A 21,521-nucleotide genomic window follows, 5' to 3' on the forward strand; every position below is an offset into this window, starting at 1 on the left:
ACAGATCTGGAGGCTGTATTTTATGAAGATTTCAACAAAAGGCCGCTATGCGCTCAGGCTCATGATAGACTTAGCGGAACATAATCATGGGGAATATGTTTCTCTTATGGATATTGCAAAGAGGCAGGAAATATCGGAAAAATATCTGGAATCCATTGTTTCGGTTCTGAGTAAGAGCGGCCTGCTCATTTCCCTGAGGGGAAAGGGCGGCGGTTACAAGCTGGCGAGGAAACCGGAGGATTATACTGTCGGCACCATATTAAGGCTCACGGAAGGGCCTCTTGCTCCCGTTTCCTGTCTGGAAGGGGAAACCAATGACTGCAAAAGAGCCTCCCGTTGTCAGACTCTTGCCATGTGGGAAGGTTTAAATAAGCTGATCAATGATTATTTTGACGGAATAACCATAGCTGATTTAATGTCTAAAAGCGGCTATTCGGATGATTACATCATATAAAATGAAAATTGGTAAAACTGCACTGGCAAAAGGGCGGAGGACATCCTCCGCCGCTTTTTCATTTCCATCCAAAAGATTCCCAATTATTTCCACTGGAAAAATGGAAGCAAGAGTGTTATCATATGTTTGTAACATAAATGTAACATAAATGTAACAATTTCAAAGGAGGCAAATGAATTGAGAAAACTAACGGCACTTGGAATGATTACACTAACTTTAACGAGTATGATACCATTGACAGCAAATGCAGCAGTGGCAAGACCCTATAGTCAGTGCAACACCGGAAGAAACATTGTGACAGTGAGCAGGAATTGTAATTTAGATGATTTAAAGTCTAAGCTGCAGCAATACGGAGTTGACGGAAACAATGTGGACTGGTCTAAGCTTATCAATGGCAGCAATAATGGCAGTAACTGCAATAATGGAAATAACGGCAATACCGGAAATAATGGAAACAGCGGCAATACTGGAAATAACGGTAACAACGGCAATACCGGAAATAATGGAAATAATGGAAATACCGGAAACGATGGCAGCACCGGCAATGACACAACCACGCCGGATGATTCCACCTCCAATAAGTCTTATACCCAGCAGGTAGTTGACCTTGTAAATGCGGAGAGAGCAAAAGAAGGACTTTCCCCTCTGACCATTGATCCTAATGTAGAGAAGGCTGCATCAGTAAGAGCCAAAGAAATACAGTCAAATTTTGATCATACACGTCCAAACGGAAGCTCATTCTCAACTGCTTTAAAAGAGCAGGGTGTAAATTACCGCGGTGCAGGAGAGAACATTGCATGGGGACAGAAAACTCCTCAGGAAGTGGTAAATGCCTGGATGAACAGTGCGGGACACCGTGCAAACATCATGAATAAGAGCTATACACATATCGGAGTAGGCAATACTCAGGACGGTTCCGGAACTCAGTACTGGGTACAGCTGTTTACATATTAATAAATTGCGTGGGAAAAATCCAAATCCTGTTGTAAGAAATTACAGCGGATTTGGATTCTTTTATTTGCGGATATTTTCTGGTTGAACTTTATAAAAGAAATAGTTATACTTAGTTCATGCGGGGCCAGCCTGGAATAAAGGGAATGAGCCATGCAGGAAAGGGTATGTTTAACCAAAGCGATCAGGAAGATGAGATTACGAAGACCACGAAAAAGCATGTCGATTCAAACTGTGACCATAGTCACATTTATCTGTCTGTTCCTTTTATCCCTTGTGGGTATAGAAAAACTCGTGTTAAACAATTGGCAATCCTCAATAACCAGAGAAACCGCCGGAATGTCTGAAAAGATGAACCAGGATATGATGGAAAAGGTAAATTCATTTTTCCGGGTTCCGGTTACGGCAAATGAAATAGGGAAAAAACTGATTGAAAATAAAACCATTGATTTTTTTTATGAAAAGAGCCGCAACTCTTTTTTTCTTGGAATTTTAAAATCCTATGAGAATGAGATTTACAGTTTTGCTTATGCAGGGGTTGATGGGGAGTATTATGGTGCCCTCAGAAATAAAAAGGGGGAATTTGAACTCGTAAAGAACAATGATGAAACAGGGAAAGAATGCTGGCGTTACTCCGTTAATGAGAATTTTACAGCAGGGGAGTTTATGCTGAATTTAGGAGCCTTTGATCCGCGGCTGCTGGAATGGTATCAGGCGGCTGAAAGAGAGAAAGGGCCTGTCTTTTCCCCTGTATACAGAGATTTTCTGGTGGATGACCTGGCAGTATCCGTTTCATGTCCGGTGTATGATGAGGAAGGAAGACTGAAAGGTGTTTTGGGAGCTCACATGCGGCTCTCTGACATTGGGAATTATTTAAAAAATCAGGCGGCCGGTTCCAAGGGCTGTGTGTCTGTGCTGGAGGAAGATACCCGGTATTTAATCGCTAATTCCATGGGGGAAGATAATTATGCCATAGCCGCCGATGGGTCACTGAAAAGAAATACCATTGACGGCCTTTCTCTTCCCGTTATAAAAGACAGCTATGAGAAATATCTTAAATCCCATGAGGCAGAATTTCCCTTAAAGACAGGAAAGGACAACTGGTATGCGGACATACAGGAGTACCGCAAGGCCGGACTAAACTGGATTATTGTTTCCGCGATCCCGGAAAGCCTCCTGGCTGCGGAACTGAACCGGAATATCAGGGTATCGGCAGAGCTGGCTGTTGCTGCCGGCATTCTTTCCATAGGGATCTTTTCCCTGATCATCCGAAGGCTTTATAAGCCCATCAACGGTCTGCTTACTGTTGCGGAAGGCATTTCCGCGGGAAATTTAGAGCAAAGAGTGGAGATTGTAAGGAACGATGAGATCGGAAGAATATCCAACGTATTCAACCGGCTGGCAGACAGTCTCCTTGACATGGTCAAGCATTTAGAATGTATTGTTGAAATGCGGACCCAGGAGCTTAATAAGGCAAATGAAATATTAAAAGAGAATCAGTCCCAGCTTCACCTCATACTGGATACTGCGGCGGAAGCCATATTTGGTACGGACTTAAATGGAAGATGCACGTTCTGCAACAAAAGCTGTCTTAACCTCCTGGGATATTCAAAGCCCGAGGAGCTGCTGGGGAGGGATATGGGGGCTGCTCTGGGCTGCGGCGGGCAGGAAGATTGGGCCGGTGCGCTTAAACGGGCGGACGGTACGTATTTTGAGGCGGAGTATCGGGCCCTGCCCCAGTTAAAGGAGGGGCAGCACGTCGGGTACGTCATAACAGTTGCCGATATCACGGAACGGAAAAAAGGGGAGGAAAAGATCCGCTTTTTAAGCTATCACGATCCCCTTACCGGATTGGTAAACAGAAGGTGCTTTGAACAGGAGATGAAACAGGTGGATACGCAGCAGAACCATCCGGTCTCTCTGATTTTTCTTGATTTAAACGGCTTAAAGCTCATCAATGATGCCTTTGGACATACGGCCGGGGATGAATTTATTATTAAAGTCGCCGGGGTCTTAAAACAGATCTGCCGGGAAGGGGATGTTGCTGCCCGCATCGGCGGCGATGAATTTACGGTTTTGCTGCCCCGCACTTCCAGGGAAGAGGCGGAGACCATTGCTGCAGGGATAAAAAATCAGGTTGCCGTGGAAAAGGTGAATATGGTGTCATGCAGCGTTGCAGTGGGAACTGCAACAAAGTTCAAGCACTGGCAGAAGATCGAACGGATACTGGAGACAGCAGAAAATGAAATGTATAAGGAAAAGAGCATTTCTTCCATAAACTTTGGCATTCATGCCATCAACGGCATCATCACCTCTCTTCATATGAAAAGCCCGTGGGAGAAAATCCACTCGGAAGAGGTCAGCAAGCTGTGCGAGAAGATCGGTATTGCCATGGGGCTTCCTGAAACAGAGCTTAAGAAGCTGAGGGATGGGGCGTATCTTCACGACATCGGCAAGATCACCCTAAGCGAATCGATTCTTGAGAAAACTCCTGATCAGCTGACAGAAGTTGAACATGAAATGATAAGGCAGCATCCTGCCATCGGATACCGTATACTGAATCTGTCCCAGGAAACCCTGGATCTTGCCAACGGAGTGTACGGCCATCATGAATGCTGGGATGGTTCCGGATATCCCAAGGGCTTAAAGGGAGAGGAGATCCCCCTTATTTCACGGATATTATCTGTTGCGGAAGCTTATGAGAGGAACTTTAACCGGGAAAAGGATCCGAAAGTTGGAGCGGAAAAAGCGCTGCAGGCTATTTTAAGGGGCTCCGGGAAAAAGTATGATCCGGCAATTGCCCAGTTGTTTGTACGCATCATGAAGGAAGAAAAACAGAATCCGTCTTAAGGTGGCCAGCGGCATCATTATGCTGGTTGGGATGACAAAGAGGGAAATACCTGATTTTTGTTTATATTTTGGTCTGGAGATTAAAATATAACACAGAAAAGGTGTTTCCCTCTTTTTCATTATTCGGCTGCAGCAAATGTATTGTAGTACTGCAAAGCTGATAAACATCCTCAGGTGAAAAAATTGACAAATTTACCACATAATGTTAACATACTAAACATATATGTTATATAGATCGGCATCAGTTGGAATCAGACAGAAGTATTCTGAGGGTTTTATTGATCTGCTTAACAGCTCTTTTAAAAACAGTATCATTAAGGTTGTTCTTTGTGAATATACTTTTTCCAAAGCCGGATCAGAATCAATGCACCATGGAAGGTTTCAGCAGATTCACAGTCATTCCCCGTTAACAAATTTCTCATATTGCAGCGCTCAATATGTATGGTTATCAAGGAGGATATTTATGGATTTAGTATGGACTTTGGTCACAATAGCCGTTATACTCATGCTTGTCGGTATTCTATACCATATGCAGAAGAAACACATATCATTTTCAAAGAGAGTATTTTCTGCCCTGCTTATGGGAATTGCAGCGGGCAGTATACTGCAGCTTGCTTTTGCATCTGACAGCCCCATACTTGCAACTTCACTGGATTGGATATCCGTTATCGGTACGGGCTATGTGAATCTTTTGAAAATGATCGTTATTCCCCTTATAATGGTCTCCATTATATCGGCCACGGTTAATTTAAAATCCCATACCAGCCTGGGAAAAATCAGTACCTATGTGCTGGCAACATTGCTGCTGACTGTGTTCATTTCTGCTTTGGTCGGCACTGCGACCGCCAATATTTTTCATCTGTCGGCAGAAGAAATAACTGTGGGTCAGGCAGAATCAGACAGGGCTGAGTATCTGGAAGGAAAAGTTACAACCGTACAGGAGCAGACGATTCCACAGCAGATTTTAAGCTTTATCCCCCAGAATCCTTTCCAGGATATGACCGGCAGCAGGGCTACCTCTACCATAGCCGTGGTCATCTTTTCCGCGTTTTTAGGCATATCCGCATTGGGAATACAAAAGAAAAAGCCGGAAGAAGCGGAAACTTTCTTAAAAATCATTAATTCCCTCTATGCTGTAATTATGCGGATGGTAACTCTTATCCTGAGATTGACGCCGTATGGCATTCTGGCTCTTATGACAAAGACAATCGCGACAACGAACACCGCAGGCATTATTGCTCTGTCTAAGTTTGTAATTGCAAACTATGCCGCTTTGATTGTCATGTTTGCCATACATCTTTTGATTATCCTGCTGATGAAATTGAATCCGATAACATATATTAAAAAGGCATTCCCGACCCTTACCATTGCGTTTACATCCAGATCCAGTGCAGGTACGCTGCCTTTAACAATTGAGACACAGACAAAAAAACTTGGTATTCCTGATGGAATTGCCAACTTTGCCGCATCATTCGGAACAACAATCGGCCAGAATGGCTGTGCAGGTGTTTATCCCGCCATGCTGGCTGTCATGATCGCCCCTGTTGTAGGGATTAACCCTATGAGTATTGATTTTATTGCAAAACTGGCTATTATCGTTACAATCAGCTCCTTTGGCATTGCCGGTGTGGGCGGCGGCGCGACATTTGCCGCTTTGATGGTTTTATCCGCAATGAATTTACCTGTAGGTCTGGCCGGACTGTTAATATCAGTGGAGCCTTTAATTGATATGGGACGGACCGCTTTGAATGTGAATGATGCCATGCTGGCTGGCCTTGTAACAGCTAGGATGACATCAGAGCTTGATGTGAGTTTGTATAATAGGCCTGTGGACGAAGATATGTCAGTTTCATTATAATACAGTTTTCTAAGAGCTGGGTTTGATCCCAGGTATTAAGGCTAATCTGAATCAGGTTAGCCTTTTCTTGTGATTTTTTTTAGCAGGGACTGGGCATAAATTTTTATCGTAGAAGTTTAAGCCCAAAAAAAGGTTGACAAATGGGCAAAATAACAGTATATTAAACATATAGGTTTAGTATGAATAAGGAGATCCGGAAAATGACAACGAGCTGCAAGTGGAACGTGAATCATATGATGAAGTGTTATTGCTGTAGATGCTTCATGAGAAGAGATACAGTTTATTTGCATGCGTGTCTTGGTTTCTGATTTCCAATTTTTTTTATCTTGTGACAAAGAGAAAAGAAATGGAAGGAAGCAGGTATATGCGTATACCTGCTTCTTTTGTATTGATTAACAAAAAGGGAGGAAAATAATTGATGGATCATATAAGAAAAAAGGAGGGGGAAAAGAAGAATCATGGATTTTGAGTTTATCCGTGCTTATACGCCGCTGTATATAGAGGCGGCAGGTATGACACTTCGAATATCTTTTCTGGGAATCCTGCTGTCTGCAGCCATTGGTCTTTTGTGCAGCCTGGTGAAGATTTTTAACATACCGGTGTTAAAGAGTATTGTGAATGGCTATATTGAGGTGTCCAGAAATACGCCTCTTTTGATCCAGCTGTTCTTTTTATACTTCGGACTTCCTAAAATCGGTGTTGTTTTAAGCTCTGAAAGCTGTGCCGTGACAGGGCTGGCATTTTTAGGAGGAAGCTACATGGCGGAAGCCTTTCGCACGGGAATTGAACAGGTACCGGTCATCCAGTCAGAATCGGGTCTCAGCCTGGGACTTACAAAGGGGCAGGTATTCCTGCATATTATCCTTCCTCAGGCGGTCACCACCTCAGTCCCCGTATTTTGTGCCAACATCATATTTCTCATAAAAGAAACATCGGTCTTCAGTGCAGTGGCACTGGCTGACTTAATGTTTGTGGCAAAGGATCTGATAGGAATTTATTATAAAACAGATGAGGCCCTCCTAATGCTGGTGGCAGCATACTTAATTATTTTGCTGCCCATATCCTTACTCTGTTCCTGGATAGAAAGGAGAGTCCGCTATGCAGAATTTGGGAATTAGGATACTGTTTGAGGGAAATAATTTTTTACGGCTGCTTGGCGGACTTTGGGTATCTCTCAGGATTGCAGCAATGTCTATGGTTTTGTCCGTGGGATTTGGAATAGTCCTTGGAATGGTGATGACCAGCAAAAAAAAGCCGGTTAAGCTTTTCACAAGGCTTTATCTGGAAACGGTCCGGATCATGCCTCAGCTGGTTCTTTTGTTTCTCGTTTATTTTGGGGCTGCAAAGCATTTGAACGTGAATTTCTCCGGGCAAATGGCTGCGGTCATTGTATTCACCTTTTGGGGGACGGCTGAAATGGGGGATCTGGTGCGAAGTGCTCTGGAATCCATACCGGTTCATCAGTATCAAAGCGGCTTAGGTTTAGGCCTGACAGAGCTTGCAGTATACCGGTATATTGTGATTCCCCAAACCATAAGAAGGCTGCTGCCGTCGGTCATGAATCTTCTGACCAGAATGATCAAAACCACATCCCTTGTTGTATTGATCGGCGTGATCGAGGTGGTGAAGGTGGGAAAACAGGTCATTGACGCTTCCAGGTACACGGTTCCTGATGCAGCGCTCTGGGTATACGGGGTGATCTTTATCCTGTACTTTGCCATCTGTTACCCGTTTTCCAGGGCCGCTGCCCTGCTAGATAAAAAAATAAAGGATTGAGAAAAATGAATCAGGAAAAGATTTTAAAGACAGAGAACCTCAGGAAGTCCTATGAAAGCGGGCAGCCGGTTTTAAAGGATATTTCCTTTACCTTGCAAAAAGGAGAGGTCGTGGTGGTGGTTGGGCCTTCGGGCTGCGGAAAAAGCACTTTTTTACGATGTCTCAACATGCTGGAACCCATTGACTCCGGCACGATCCGGTTTAAGGACCAGGTCATTGACAGAACCAAGCGGGATGTTTATGAAATAAGGCAGAAGATCGGCATGGTATTCCAAAGCTATGATCTGTTCCCTCATAAGACTATTTTAGGGAATATCCTTCTGGCTCCGTTAAAAGTGCAGAAGAGGGATAAAAAAGAAGTGACGGAGGAAGCGCAACAGCTTCTGGCCAGGGTAGGACTTTTAGATAAAAAGGATTCATACCCCAGGCAGCTGTCCGGAGGACAGAAGCAGAGGGTTGCCATTGTACGGGCGCTTATCATGCATCCGGAGATTCTGCTTTTAGATGAGATTACAGCGGCCCTGGATCCGGAGATGGTACGGGAGGTTTTACAGGTGGTGCTGGAACTGGCAAAGGACGGAATGACCATGGTCATCGTCACCCATGAAATGGAGTTTGCCAGGGCGGTGGCTGACCGTGTCCTGTTCATGGACCATGGTGTGGTGGTGGAAGAGAGCCGGCCGGAAGAGTTTTTTACCTCTCCAAGTACGGACCGGGCAAAGCAGTTTTTAAATACGTTTCATTATGAAGCGTTATAAAATAAAAAATTATATGGAGGATACAATTATGAACAAGAAATTACTGGGAGCGTTATTGGGCATTACCATGGCAGCAGGTCTTCTGGCTGGCTGCGGTCAGGCAAAGGATAACGGAGGAGCAGCTGGCGGGGCCTCTGCAAAGGCGAGAACCCTGTCTGAGATCAAGGAAGCCGGAACCATTAAAATCGGCGTATTCAGCGATAAGAATCCATTTGGATATGTGGATTCCAACGGAAAAATCCAGGGCTATGATGTGTATTTTGCAAAGCGCATGGCAAAGGACTTATTGGGAAGTGAAGATAAGGTAGAATTCGTATACGTAGAGGCTGCCAGCCGGGTGGAATATTTAAAGTCCGCCAAGGTGGATGTGATCCTGGCTAATTTTACCGTGACAGATGAGAGAAAAGAGCAGGTAGATTTTGCCCTTCCTTACATGAAGGTGGCTCTTGGCGTGGTATCTCCTGATGCCGCTTTGATCAGTGATGTGGCACAATTAAAGGATAAGACCCTGATTGTGGTAAAGGGAACTACGGCGGAAACCTATTTCTCTGAAAACCATCCGGAAGTCAAGCTGTTAAAGTTTGATGAGTATCAGGAAGCCTATGACGCACTTCTGGACGGAAGAGGAGAAGCTTTCTCCACCGATAACACAGAGGTTCTTGCCTGGGCCATTCAGAACAAGGGATTTACCGTAGGAATCGAATCCATCGGAAATCTGGATACCATTGCACCGGCTGTTCAGAAAGGAAACAAAGAGCTTTTAGACTGGATCAACAGTGAGATCGAAACTCTTGGCAAGGAAGAGTTCTTCCACAAGGATTTTGAGGAAACTTTAAAGCCTGTGTACGGAGATGAAATTGATCCGGAAAATCTGGTTGTGGAAGGCGGCCAGGTTTAGGAAACAGACTATGAGAAAAATTATCAACAGTCATTTTCAAACGGCTTAATGAGAAAAATAACCGGCAGGGCGTCTTGACGTCCTGCCTTTTTCATTCCATAATAGCATTGTTATATAACAGTGTTATAAAAAGGAGATAGAATGAGCGCTCAGATAAACGATACGCGTCTGGCTATTTTGGAGGCGGGAAAGAAAGAGTTTATGGAATATGGCTATGAAGGGGCGTCTCTAAGAAGGATTGCAAGGGAGGCTTCTGTGACAACAGGAGCCATTTACGGGTATTTTCCCAGTAAGGAAGCGCTGTTTGACGCCTTGACAGGTGATGCGGCCGATGGACTTTTGGAAAGGTACAGACAGGTTCATGAAGAATTTGCAAGCCTTCCTCCCATTGATCAGGCAGCTTCCCTGGAGAATATTACCGATGATACGATTCCATGGATGATCAGTTACATTTATGACAGGCTTGACGTCTTTAAGCTGTTATTTTGTAAAGGGACTGCGGGAAGCTGTGACAGTTATTTTGCCCAGCTCGCTCAGATCGAAGAGAAGTCCAGCTGGGATTTTATCGAGGCCATGAAGGAATTAGGTCATGAGGTCATGGATATTGACAGCACTCTGATCCATATTTTGTCCCGTTCATTTTTCCAGCAGATCCTGGAATTTGTGGCCCATGATGTTCCCAGGGAAAAGGCTCTTTCCTATTCCCTTGTGCTTGGGAGGTTCCAGCATGCTGGCTGGAAGAAGATCATGGGGCTTTGAGCAAAGAAGTTTTATATGAGGGTTAGCCTAAACTAACTACATAAGCATGAATCGTTTCTGCGGCAGGGAGAAATCCCTGAAAATCCAGGCCGCCGTGGAATGGCCGGGGCGGTTATCTGGAATGGCATTTCTTTTGCCTGTTACAGACCATTGGGAGCCGGTATGAAAAACAGTACATTTTAAAAGAAAGGTGGTTCGTTATGAAACAAACTAATTCTGCAGCAGCTAAGCCTAAAACAGGTATGGCCAGGCTGATGGAGCTTGCGGCAACTAAAAAGCCTCTCATGGTCTCTTCGGTGATCCTGTCGGCTTTGGCATCTGTCGCCTCGTTTATCCCTTATATCGCCATATACTTTGTGGTTCGGGAAGTCATGGGGGTATTCCCTGATTTTGGGAATCTTGATCTGCAAAAGACCATTGGATTTGGCTGGCTGGCTTTTGGGGGAATCATCCTCAATATATTGCTGTACTTTGCGGCTTTGATGTGTTCTCATCTGGCGGCTTTCGGCACCTTGTATGAGCTGAAGGTGAATTTTGCCTCCCATCTGGCCGGACTGCCTCTGGGGTTTCATATGCTGGTGGGCAGCGGGAAGCTGCGAAAGATCATGGATGAAAACATTGAGAAGATCGAAGGCTTTATCGCCCACCAGCTGCCTGACCTGGTGGCCTCCTTTGTGGCTCCTGTGGTCATGTTTATTATTCTCCTGGCCGTTGACTGGCGTTTTGGCCTTGCCGCTGCGGCGGGAATAGTCATTGCCCTTGTGATCCAGATGAAAGCCTATGGCAATGACGGGGCGAAAACCATGATGGAAAAGTACCAGACCGCCCTGGAGGATATGAACAATGCTTCCGTGGAATATATCAGGGGAATCACCGTTGTCAAGGCCTTTAAGCAAACGGTCTATTCCTTCCGCCGGATGCACAGCGCCATCAAGGAATACACCCGCATGGTCATTCCCTATACCCTTAGCTGGGAAAACTACATGTCGTCCTTTCACACGATTATCAATAACATTTACTTATTCCTGATTCCCGTGGGCATCCTGATCGGATTAAATACCTCTGATTATTCTGACTTTGCTGCCACATTTATTTTTTATCTTATTTTTGTTCCATCCATTGCAGCGGTTCTGATGAAAATCATGTACGTTTCCACCAGCGGAATGCAGATCATAGGAGGAGTGGAACGAATGGATGAGATCCTGCAGACCCCGCAGCTGTCTCAGCCACAGAATCCCAGGAAAATCTCCAGCCATGAAATCGTATTTGAAAACGTATCCTTCTCTTACGCCGGTCAGGAGGCACAGGCGCTTTCCGGCATTTCCTTCCGGGCTGAGGAAAACCAGATTACTGCCATTGTGGGCCCGTCGGGAGGGGGCAAAAGCACCATTGCCCATCTCATTCCCCGGTTTTTCGATGTGACGGAGGGCAGGATCCTCATCGGAGGCGTTGATGTGCGCCAGATGCGAAGCGAATACTTAATGGAAAAGGTCAGCTTTGTATTCCAGGATGTGTTCCTCTTTAAGCAAAGCATTATGGATAATATCAGGCTGGGAAACCAGAACGCAACCGACGAGCAGGTGATCGCTGCAGCCAGGGCTGCGCAGTGCCATGAATTCATTGAAAAACTGCCGGAAAAATACCATACAGTCATAGGCACAAAAGGTATCCATCTTTCAGGAGGTGAGCAGCAGCGGATTGCAATAGCCAGAGCTATTGTAAAAGACGCACCCATTGTACTTCTGGATGAGGCAACTGCATTTTCAGATCCGGAGAATGAACATTTAATTCAGCAGGCATTTCAAAAGCTCATGCATGGGAAGACGGTAATCATGATCGCCCACCGCTTATCAACCATCCGCAGTGCCAATAAAATTATAGTGATAGACAAGGGGCGGCTTATTGAGCAGGGCCGTCATGAAGAATTGCTGGAGAAACAGGGGAAATATTTTGATATGTGGAACGTGTATACGAAGGCTCTTGACTGGAAGATGGACAGAAAGGGGATAAGAGAACATGTTTAATTGGAAGGAAGTATTGATGCTTACCGATAAAGGCTATACGGATTTAAAGAAAGCCGTTGCCGCCTGCACGATCACCAATCTGGCGCTCATGCTGCCCTTTGCAGTTACTATTCAGGTTTTTGCAGAGCTTTTAAAGCCGTTGATGGCACAGGAGATTTCCTGGACCAGGATGTGGTTTTTGTTTGGCTGCGGTATTGTTTCGGCAATCCTGGTGTTTCTTGCCAGCAAAAACGATTATAAAAAGACTTACGTCACTTCTTATCTGGAAGCGGAGAATTCAAGGATCAGCATTGCCGAGCGGATCAGGAAGCTGCCCATGAGCTTTTTCAACTCAAAGGATCTTTCTGAACTGACCACAAACATTATGGCTGACTGTTCCACAACAGAGCATGTGCTAAGCCACATCCTTCCCCAGATAAGCGCCAATGCCATTTCCATTACCATTATCTGCATTATGATGGCTGCTTTTGACTGGAGGATGGCTCTCTCCGTATTTATTACTGTGCCTGCTGCGCTTCTGGTCATCCTTGGCAGCAAAAAGATCCAGGCCCGTTTAAGTGAGAAGCAGGTGGAGGCAAAGCTGAAAGCCTCCGATCATGTGCAGGAATATCTGGAAGGAATCAAGGTCATCAAGGCCTGCGGGTTGGATGGCTCAAAGTTTGCGGCGCTGGATAATGCCCTGCATCTAATGATGAAAATGGCGATCAAAATGGAATTCGGCACCGGGATTTTTGTCACCGGCGCCCAGATGATCTTACAGGCAGGTGTGGGTCTTACTGTTTTCACCGGGACTTATTTACTGACGGGCGGCAGCATCCAGCTGATCCCCATGCTGATGTTTTTTGTCATTGTTGTCAGGATTTACGGACCGGTCCTTGTGGAGTTCACTCTTTTGCCGGAGCTGTTTTACCACCGTATCGCTACGAAACGGATGCGCACGCTCATGACTGTTCCTGTCATGGAGGGAGGATCGGAGAAACCCCTGACGCACTGGAATATTGACTTTGAAAACGTTTCTTTCGGCTACCATGGGGAAAATCCCAAAAAAGACATGGTGATCAAAAATCTTACGGTATCCATTCCATCCGATGGCATTACGGCGCTGGTAGGACCTTCGGGCTGCGGGAAGAGCACCATCTCAAGACTGATTGCCCGGTTCTGGGATGTAAATCAGGGCAGCGTAAAGATCGGCGGAATTGATGTAAGAACCCTTGACCCGGAACACTTAATGAGCTATATGTCCTTTGTATTTCAGGATGTGGTGCTGTTTAATGACACAGTCTACAACAATATCCGCATTGGAAACATGGAAGCAACGGAGGAAGAAGTCATGGAAGCAGCAAGGGCCGCCTGCTGTGATGGGTTTATAAATGTTTTGCCCGACGGATATCAGACCATGCTTGGGGAAAACGGAAGCACTCTTTCCGGAGGCGAACGGCAGCGGATCTCCATTGCCCGGGCGCTATTGAAAAATGCACCCATCGTTCTTTTAGATGAGGCCACCGCATCCCTTGACCCCGAGAATGAAGCTCTGATTCAGCAGGCAATTTCCAGGCTGATTGAAGGCAAGACAGTCATTGTCATTGCTCACCGCTTAAGAACCGTGTCCGGAGCGGATAAAATCATTGTGCTTGAGGAGGGCAGACTGTCCGAAGAGGGAACTCATGAGGAATTGATGAACAACAAGGGGCTTTATGAAAGACTGTACCGGATCCAGCAGGAAAGCATGGGCTGGAGCGTTTAAGGGAAAAAGGAGGAAGCATACAAAATGAAATCGGAATTAAATTCCCAAACAGTGCAAAACACCATGCTTTTACCGCTGTGGGGCCGCGCCACGGCCAGTGCGAAAAATCTGGAAATACTAAATGATAAGGAAGCCATTGAAATCATCAAAAGCTGCGATTATGACTTCAGCTCCATTGCCAAAACCTTCGGTGAGTTCGGCGGAATCTGTTATATTGTCCGTGCCCGGAAAATTGATGATGCCATCCGCAAATTCATCCGAAAACATCCCCGTGCTTCCATCGTAAATATCGGGGCAGGGCTGGATACCACCTTTTCCAGGGTGGATAATGGAACGATCAACTGGTATAATCTTGATCTGCCTGATGCGATTGCCTTCCGTCAGAAGTTCCTTCCCGATTCCCCCCGTAACACAAGCATTGCAAAATCCCTGTTTGACACTTCCTGGTTTGATGATGTTATTTTTAATCATGGGGATGGCATATTATTTGTTTCGGCCGGAGTTTTTTATTATTTCAAGGAAGAGCAGCTGAAAGCGGTCTTTGAAGCTATGGCTCACCGTTTTCCCGGAGGGGAAATTTATTTTGATGCGGGATCAAGGCAGGCGGTTAAGAAGTCAAACCGTATGGTGGAAAAGACCGGGAATAAAGGCGCCATGATGCATTTTTACATCAATGGTTTAAAAGATCTGGAAAACTGGTCCCCGGATATCCAGGCCATTGCCTGTGAAAAATACTTTAAGGGCATACCGGTTAACAGGCAGTGGAGCTTTGGTATCCGCTTTATGATGAAAATATCGGACCAGATCAATATGATGAAATTCATCCATCTGCGTTTTTCGGAATAAACAATCAGGTTAACAATTGCTCCAAAACAGATAGGAGGAGTGAATCCAGGTGAAAACCAGCCATATTATTTATAAAGTAGATGACTTGTACCAGGCAGTAGAAGAATTTAAAGAAAAGGGATTTGAAGTGGAATATGGGACAGAGAAAAACCCATACAATGCAATTATTTATTTTTCCCAAGGGCCTTATCTGGAACTGCTTGCTTCAACTGGAATGCCGAAATTCATGAAGAGAATTTTGCGCATGTTTGGAAAAAGCAGATTGGCCGACCGCCTGGATTATTGGGATAACCATAAAGGAGGCCCCTGCGGAGTCGCACTTGAGAACTATAAGACCGATTTAAGGGAAGAGAAGGGTATTCTGGAAAAATACAATCAGGGATATTTTGAAATGCCCTCACGGAGGAATGATACCAAGGGAAGAAAATTACGGTTTACGTGCCTGTTTCCTCATGAGATGCAGCTTCCTTTTCTTATGACCTATTTTAACATTGATCCGAAACCTGAGAACTTTATACACCCCAACGGTATAAACGGGATCAAGAACATATCCTTTGGAACGAGGGAAGAGTTGATACCGATTATTAAGGAACTATGTGACGATCCGGTATTGACTCTGTTTACAGGGAACGGGATCAAAGATCTGGAATTTGAATATTCAGTTAAAGAAATATAAAGACAGGCCGCCATTTTTGGCGGCTTTTTTATCGTATAGGGAAGTTCCTCCTATACGATAAAAACCCTCCGGGAGGATCGCACTGCGGCGGCAGGGTTGGATGTCGCCTGGGCGACCCGCCGCAGGCGGAGAATCCCGCTTGCGGGATTCTTTCTTATATAATAGGAAATTCCTCTCAAATTCTTATTTATGTAAACAAATAGCCCTGCGAGAGCAGGGCATAGGTAACAGACGATGCTGAGTTAGAAGATATAAAAACCTTCTTCAAATTCGTCATCATCAAGGTCATCATCCTCAATAAGGAAATAATGCATGTCAAGCAGGTCAGAATCGGTCATACCTTTTACTAGCTTTGCAGTCATGCCTTCCGGAGGATTTTTGATATATTTTTGCCTGAGTTCCTCTAATTGATTTGGATCCATTGAAGCACCTCCCATCTTTGGATACTTCTAGTATGAAACAGATGGGATAGAAAATCAAGCAGAATTACCACTGGAGCGGCAACGATGTTTTGCCATTGTCCTTTCATAAAGTTCAATTAGAGGGACCCGTTTGTGGTTATGGTAGAGTTCTAAAAAAGCCATGTCATGCTTACATTTTGGGCATTGCAAGGGGTCATATCCGAAAGATAAGAGAAAAAGAGTGCGCCACCGATTGAAGTCTAAGAGGGTCTTGTGCTTTGATTTTGGCACAGCTCTAAAAAGTAACTTATCTACCTCACGGTGCCTTGCATAAAGGCCATAGTATCGGATCATTTTAAAATGCTTTTCTGGTATGTGCTGGATAAGAAGCTTCATGAAATCCAGCACGGGCATTGTTTTCATAACAAAAGAGTTATCCTCGTGCTTATTGTAATGAAAGGCCACATTTGTGCCATCGTAGGAATCAATCCTGGAAGTGGCAATGACAGGGCGTCCGAGATAACGGCTGATATATTTCACTACGGTATCAGAATCGCATAGATTAGGCTTTGCATAAACGTAGAATCCATTTTTGTCTTTATAATAAATGGCAGCTTTTGTTTTTTTGAAAGAGGGACCGATGCGTTTTTCCATTTCATTTAGAAGAGCGGTTTGGAAAGCCATTCTTAAATAGGTGTAGTTGAAATGCTTCACAATGCGCCAAAAGCCATCGTCAGAGAACCCGCCCTCTGAAAGAAGGCAGTGGATATGGGGGTTCCACTCAAGAGGTCGGCCGAAGGTGTGGAGAACACAGATGAAACCAGGAACAAAGTTTCTACTTTTATTTATTGAGAGAAACATTCTGAGAATGACACTGCGAACTGCGTGGAAAAGACAATCCAGTAGAGTACGGTCTTCGAGGAAGAAGGGGCGTAGATCTTCATCAATGGTAAAAACACAGTGTCGGTGGGTGCAGCGGATGAGCTTAAAGGCCATTTTTGTTGAGCGTTCAATACAATATCTGTTGCTGCAGGTAGGGCAAAACTTGGAATGGCAACGGAAAGGAAGAAACTTAAGCTCACCACAAAAAGGGCATCCATACAAGGCGCCGCCGAAAGAAGGATCCCCACAGTGAATCATTTTTTCAACATTCTCTGTGACAATGTCACGAGGATGAAGAATATATAGCATTTCTTCATAATGGTCAGTAAAAATCTTTTGTAGGACATTCATAATACTATTATAAAGGAAAAGTTGTAAAAAGGAATCCCCTAATTCCCCTCATGAATGAGGGGCTAGGGGAGTTGAGGTGCCGAAGGCACTTATTTATTGGAAATTATGAATTATGTACATGTATGACGGGGAAATAAATGAAAAATAGTGCAAAAGTTCAGAATGACAAAAGAAATGTAAGAATATTAAATGGAAAAATGCACATCAGAATCATATAATTAGACCATCGGAATTAAAACATTCCTATATATTGGTGAACACAAATAATTTTATAAAGGAGAGGTTATATATGAAAAAAAGATTATTAACAGCTTCACTGGCAGCACTGGCAGCATTAAGCTTATCCGCCTGCAGCGGCGGCGGAAAGCCTGCGGAAACCACGGCAGCTCCCCAGACTTCTGCGGAGACCGCAGCTCCTGCTGAAACAAAGGCAGAGGAATCAAAGGCCGGAGGGGAAGCGGCAGCAAAGGCTCCGGAGGATTACAAAGGAACAGTTGTGGTCTATTCTCCCCATGATGCGGACCCCCTAAATGCAGGCGTGAACTTATTCATGGAGAAGTACCCAAATGTTAAGGTGGAAGTAGTGGCAGCCGGTACAGGAGAGCTGTGCAACCGTATTGCAGCCGAGTCCGCAAATCCCATTGCAGACGTATTATGGGGCGGCGGTGCTGATTCACTGGCAGCGTTTAAGGATTATTTCGCTCCCTATGTATGTGCCAACGACGAATTTATAGGTGAAGCTTATAAGGATGCTGATGACATGTGGATCGGGGAAAGCCCTCTGCCCATGGTCATCTTTTACAACAAAGATTTGATTGAGAAGGCTGGCCTTACCATTCCTGAGACATGGGAGGATTTAACAAAGCCTGAATGGAAAGGCAAGATCGCATACTGCCTGCCTTCCAAGTCCGGCTCTGCCTACACCCAGCTGTGCACCATGATCCTGGGCCATGGCGGCAAAGAAGCAGGATGGGATTTTATTAAGAAATTATATGACAACCTGGACGGCAAGATCGTAGACTCTTCCGGAAAATGCCACAAGATGGTTGCAGACGGGGAATTCTACGTAGGTCTGACTTTGGAGAAATCCGCAGTTCAGTATAAGGAGGATCCTTCGGTTGGATTCGTATATCCCAAAGACGGAACCAGTGCAGTGCCGGATGGTGTGGCTCTTGTAAAGGGCGGCCCCAACGAGGAGAACGCAAAGCTGTTTATCGATTTCGTTACGTCAAAGGAATGCCAGACGGAGCAGAGCAAGAACTGGGGCCGCCGTCCGGTAAGAAGCGACATGGAAGTAGGCGAAGGATTGGCGAAGCTGCAGGATATCGTACTGGTGGATTATGATTTTGACTGGGCGGCAAATGAGAAAGAAACCATTATTGAGAGATTCAATGACATTATGGTCAATTAAAAAAGGATAGGAATACATTTTGACAAAAAAGACTGTCCCAGCCCTTCGGGGACAGGACAGTCTTTTGCTGTAAGAGGCAGGAAGACAGCCAAAGGGTTAAGGAGGAGCGAAAAGTATGAGCCATGCAGTTATTATTAAACAGGCCGTGAAGAAGTACGGTGATTTTACAGCGCTAAATGGGGTGGATTTAGAGATGAAGCCGGGGGAATTTTTCACACTGCTTGGCCCCTCCGGATGCGGCAAGACGACCCTGCTTCGCATGATCGCAGGATTCAATTCTGTGGATGGCGGGGAGATCTGTTTTGATGATAAGGTAATCAACAATATGGAGGCCCACAAGAGGGATATTGGCATGGTGTTCCAGAACTACGCCATCTTTCCTCATTTAACCGTGGCTGAGAATGTGGCCTACGGCCTGAAAGCTAAAAAATATCCAAAGGACCAGATCGGCCGCAAGGTGGAGGAGGCCTTAGACCTGGTGCAGATTAAAAACTTAAAGGACAGAAAACCCAATGAGCTGTCCGGCGGCCAGCAGCAGCGGGTGGCTCTGGCAAGGGCATTTGTCATTGAGCCGGGGGTGCTTCTCATGGATGAGCCCTTATCCAACTTAGACGCAAAGCTGAGAGTGCAGATGAGAACGGTTATCAAGAAACTGCAAAGACGCCTTGGGATCACCACTATTTACGTCACCCACGACCAGGAGGAGGCTCTGGCTATATCCGACCGGATCGCAGTTATGAAGGAAGGCAATATCATGCAGGTGGGATCGCCGGAAGAGATTTACAAAAAGCCGGAAAATACCTTTGTGGCAGGATTCATCGGAGTATCAAACTTCATTGACTGTGAGGTGGAGGGAAGCGATCCGGACAGCGCCGTTTTAAACATCAAGGACGAATGCAGTTTAACCTGCAGGCTGAAATCCGCCTACAAAGGAAAGGGGATCATTTCCGCAAGGCCGGAGCAGATGTTCTTCGATGAAAAGGAAGGGCTTCCCGGCCGGATCGTCATTTCCACCTTCCTTGGGGATTTCATTGAGTATGAGATCCAGTTAAACAATGGCAAGACCATTCAATTAAACGAATACACAAAGGATGCCGGCGACTTACGGCCTGACGGTCAGGAGGTGCGGGTGAACTTTGATATCAGTGCGGTAGGTGTATACGATGCCCAGACCCAGGAGGTGATATCATGGTAAAGAAAGGAAAGAAGCTGGACTTCTGGTTTTGGGTGAAAGTGGCGGTAGTGGGGTTTATGCTGCTGTTTCTGATCTATCCGTTCTGCACCCTGATTACACGTAGCTTCTTCTCCGGCAAGGTGGAAGGCTTCACCCTTGAGAACTACATCCGGTTTTTCACGAAAAAGTATTATTATTCCTCCCTTGGGAGAAGCCTGTTTGTCTCCATTGTCACCACGGCTACGACGCTGGCCGTAGGGGTTCCCATGGCCTATCTCATGTCCAGATACAATGTTTTTGGAAAACGTTTTATCCATATATTCATCATTATGAGCCTTATGAGCCCGCCCTTTATCGGCGCTTACAGCTGGATCATGCTGTTCGGGCGTGCGGGCTTTGTCACACAGTTTTTTGAAGGCATTGGGATCCACCTTCCCAGTATTTATGGAAAACTGGGCATTATTCTTGTCTTCACGTTCAAGCTGTTTCCCTATGTGTATTTATATACGTCAGGGGCAATGGGAAGCATTGACTCAAGCCTTGAGGAAGCGGCGGAGAATCTGGGAAGCAACAAGCTGCGCAGGCTTTTGACCATTACCATACCGGTCATTCTTCCCTCCATCGCTGCCGGAGCCATCATGGTATTTATGACCAGCCTTGCGGACTTTGGTACACCCATGCTCATCGGTGAAGGCTATATGGTTCTTCCTGTGCTGGTATATAACGAATATATGAGTGAAATCGGCGGAAATGCCCATTTAGCCAGCGCCCTGTCCGTAATTGTGGTCCTCTGTTCCACAACGGTGCTTTTGCTGCAGAAATATTTCGTAACCAGAAAAAACTATGTCATGACAGCCATGAGACCGCCTAAGGAAGAACAGCTTCACGGCTTAAAACGCTTTCTGGTAACCTTGCCGGTTATGCTGGTGACCTTTATCGGCATTCTTCCCCAGATCGTGGTGGTTGTCAGCAGTTTTGTAAAAAGCGATTTTACAGGCTTTAAAAAAGGCTTCAGCATAGAAAGCTATGTGACGATTTTTAACAGGCTGTGGACTAATATCCGTAATACGTTCGTATTCTCTGCCACAGCCATTGTATTCATTATCGTGCTTGGCATGCTGATATCCTACATTGTGATACGTCAGAAAGGGATAGCAGGGCAGCTGATGGATCTTCTTATTATGTTCCCCTTTGTCATTCCTGGCGCCGTACTTGGCATCAGCCTGATCGTAGCCTTTAATAAGCAGCCCATGATCCTTACAGGTACTGCTGTTATTATGATTATAGCCTTTGTAGTCAGGAAGCTGCCCTATACGGTGCGGTCAGGAAGTGCTTTCCTGCAGCAGATGGACCCAAGTGTGGAGGAGGCCTCCATCAGCCTGGGCGTGTCACCCATGAGGACCTTTGTCAAGGTGACAGCAAGGCTCATGGCCCCCGGCATCCTGTCAGGAGCTATCTTAAGCTGGATCACCTGCATCAATGAGCTGTCCTCCAGCGTTATGCTTTACGGCGGCAAAACAAGTACCATATCCGTAGCCATCTATACGGAGGTTGTCCGAAACAGCTATGGCACAGCGGCGGCACTGGCCTCCATACTGACCGTCAGCACCGTCATATCCCTTCTCATTTTCCTGAAGGTGAGCAAGGGGAGGGTTTCGGTTGTATAACATTCACGAAAGCAATGAGCAGTGCGAAAAAAGGCAGAAAC

18 protein-coding genes are annotated in these 21,521 nt (G+C 45.5%); 16 read left to right on the plus strand and 2 right to left on the minus strand.

Going from position 1 to position 21,521, the window contains the following annotated elements; genetic code table 11:
• Positions 1–22: 22 nt before the first annotated feature.
• The 13 genes from K401_RS0120120 (at position 23) to K401_RS0120190 (ending at position 15,594) form a co-directional block, all read left to right on the plus strand.
• On the plus strand, positions 23–454 hold the full coding sequence (locus K401_RS0120120; RefSeq protein ID WP_024294646.1) for an RrF2 family transcriptional regulator: 432 nt from the start codon (positions 23–25) through the stop codon (positions 452–454).
• A gap of 177 nt (positions 455–631) precedes the next feature.
• On the plus strand, positions 632–1,408 hold the full coding sequence (locus K401_RS33260) for a CAP domain-containing protein (RefSeq protein WP_166435286.1): 777 nt from the start codon (positions 632–634) through the stop codon (positions 1,406–1,408).
• A gap of 336 nt (positions 1,409–1,744) precedes the next feature.
• Positions 1,745–4,255, plus strand: coding sequence for a diguanylate cyclase domain-containing protein (locus K401_RS0120130; RefSeq protein WP_166435287.1), 2,511 nt, complete (start codon positions 1,745–1,747; stop codon positions 4,253–4,255).
• 463 nt (positions 4,256–4,718) lie between these two features.
• Complete coding sequence (locus K401_RS0120135) at positions 4,719–6,113, plus strand: L-cystine transporter (protein WP_024294649.1); 1,395 nt, start codon at positions 4,719–4,721, stop codon at positions 6,111–6,113.
• A gap of 458 nt (positions 6,114–6,571) precedes the next feature.
• Positions 6,572–7,231, plus strand: coding sequence for an amino acid ABC transporter permease (locus tag K401_RS0120145; RefSeq protein WP_024294650.1), 660 nt, complete (start codon positions 6,572–6,574; stop codon positions 7,229–7,231).
• The gene (locus K401_RS0120150; RefSeq protein ID WP_024294651.1) at positions 7,212–7,889 is read left to right on the plus strand and encodes an amino acid ABC transporter permease; all 678 of its coding nucleotides are present in this window, start codon (positions 7,212–7,214) and stop codon (positions 7,887–7,889) included. The genes K401_RS0120145 and K401_RS0120150 overlap by 20 nt, the downstream gene beginning before the upstream one ends.
• 5 nt (positions 7,890–7,894) lie before the next feature.
• Positions 7,895–8,647 (plus strand): amino acid ABC transporter ATP-binding protein, encoded by a 753-nt coding sequence (locus K401_RS0120155; RefSeq protein WP_024294652.1) that lies wholly within the window; start codon positions 7,895–7,897, stop codon positions 8,645–8,647.
• Between the two features lie 28 nt (positions 8,648–8,675).
• A complete protein-coding gene (locus tag K401_RS0120160; RefSeq protein WP_024294653.1) occupies positions 8,676–9,545 on the plus strand; it encodes a cysteine ABC transporter substrate-binding protein in 870 nt (289 codons plus the stop codon).
• Between the two features lie 141 nt (positions 9,546–9,686).
• Positions 9,687–10,304 (plus strand): TetR/AcrR family transcriptional regulator, encoded by a 618-nt coding sequence (locus tag K401_RS0120165; protein WP_024294654.1) that lies wholly within the window; start codon positions 9,687–9,689, stop codon positions 10,302–10,304.
• Positions 10,305–10,504: 200 nt separating this feature from the next.
• A complete protein-coding gene (locus tag K401_RS0120175) occupies positions 10,505–12,328 on the plus strand; it encodes an ABC transporter ATP-binding protein (RefSeq protein WP_024294655.1) in 1,824 nt (607 codons plus the stop codon).
• Positions 12,321–14,072, plus strand: coding sequence for an ABC transporter ATP-binding protein (locus K401_RS0120180; RefSeq protein ID WP_024294656.1), 1,752 nt, complete (start codon positions 12,321–12,323; stop codon positions 14,070–14,072). Before K401_RS0120175 ends, K401_RS0120180 begins: the two co-directional genes overlap by 8 nt.
• A gap of 24 nt (positions 14,073–14,096) precedes the next feature.
• Positions 14,097–14,918 carry a class I SAM-dependent methyltransferase gene (locus K401_RS0120185; RefSeq protein WP_024294657.1) on the plus strand — a complete coding sequence of 274 codons (822 nt, stop codon included), beginning with the start codon at positions 14,097–14,099 and terminating at the stop codon, positions 14,916–14,918.
• A gap of 49 nt (positions 14,919–14,967) precedes the next feature.
• Positions 14,968–15,594 (plus strand): VOC family protein, encoded by a 627-nt coding sequence (locus K401_RS0120190; protein ID WP_024294658.1) that lies wholly within the window; start codon positions 14,968–14,970, stop codon positions 15,592–15,594.
• 242 nt (positions 15,595–15,836) lie between these two features.
• Here K401_RS0120190 and K401_RS33655 read toward each other — a convergent pair whose 3' ends face one another.
• Positions 15,837–16,016 carry a hypothetical protein gene (locus tag K401_RS33655; RefSeq protein WP_024294659.1) on the minus strand — a complete coding sequence of 60 codons (180 nt, stop codon included), beginning with the start codon at positions 16,014–16,016 and terminating at the stop codon, positions 15,837–15,839.
• 54 nt (positions 16,017–16,070) lie between these two features.
• Positions 16,071–17,228: an IS91 family transposase gene (locus K401_RS31380; RefSeq protein WP_024294660.1), complete on the minus strand. Its 1,158-nt coding sequence runs from the start codon at positions 17,226–17,228 to the stop codon at positions 16,071–16,073.
• A 289-nt stretch (positions 17,229–17,517) separates the two neighbouring features.
• On the opposite strand from K401_RS31380, the gene K401_RS0120205 reads away from it, so the two are divergent.
• The 3 genes from K401_RS0120205 (at position 17,518) to K401_RS0120215 (ending at position 21,480) form a co-directional block, all read left to right on the plus strand.
• On the plus strand, positions 17,518–18,639 hold the full coding sequence (locus tag K401_RS0120205; protein WP_024294661.1) for an ABC transporter substrate-binding protein: 1,122 nt from the start codon (positions 17,518–17,520) through the stop codon (positions 18,637–18,639).
• A 115-nt stretch (positions 18,640–18,754) separates the two neighbouring features.
• The gene (locus K401_RS0120210; protein WP_024294662.1) at positions 18,755–19,834 is read left to right on the plus strand and encodes an ABC transporter ATP-binding protein; all 1,080 of its coding nucleotides are present in this window, start codon (positions 18,755–18,757) and stop codon (positions 19,832–19,834) included.
• Positions 19,828–21,480, plus strand: a complete 1,653-nt coding sequence (locus K401_RS0120215; protein WP_024294663.1) for an ABC transporter permease — start codon at positions 19,828–19,830, stop codon at positions 21,478–21,480. Before K401_RS0120210 ends, K401_RS0120215 begins: the two co-directional genes overlap by 7 nt.
• Positions 21,481–21,521 lie beyond the last annotated feature (41 nt).

This window comes from Lacrimispora indolis DSM 755 (assembly GCF_000526995.1).
GTDB classification, from domain to species: domain Bacteria; phylum Bacillota; class Clostridia; order Lachnospirales; family Lachnospiraceae; genus Lacrimispora; species Lacrimispora indolis.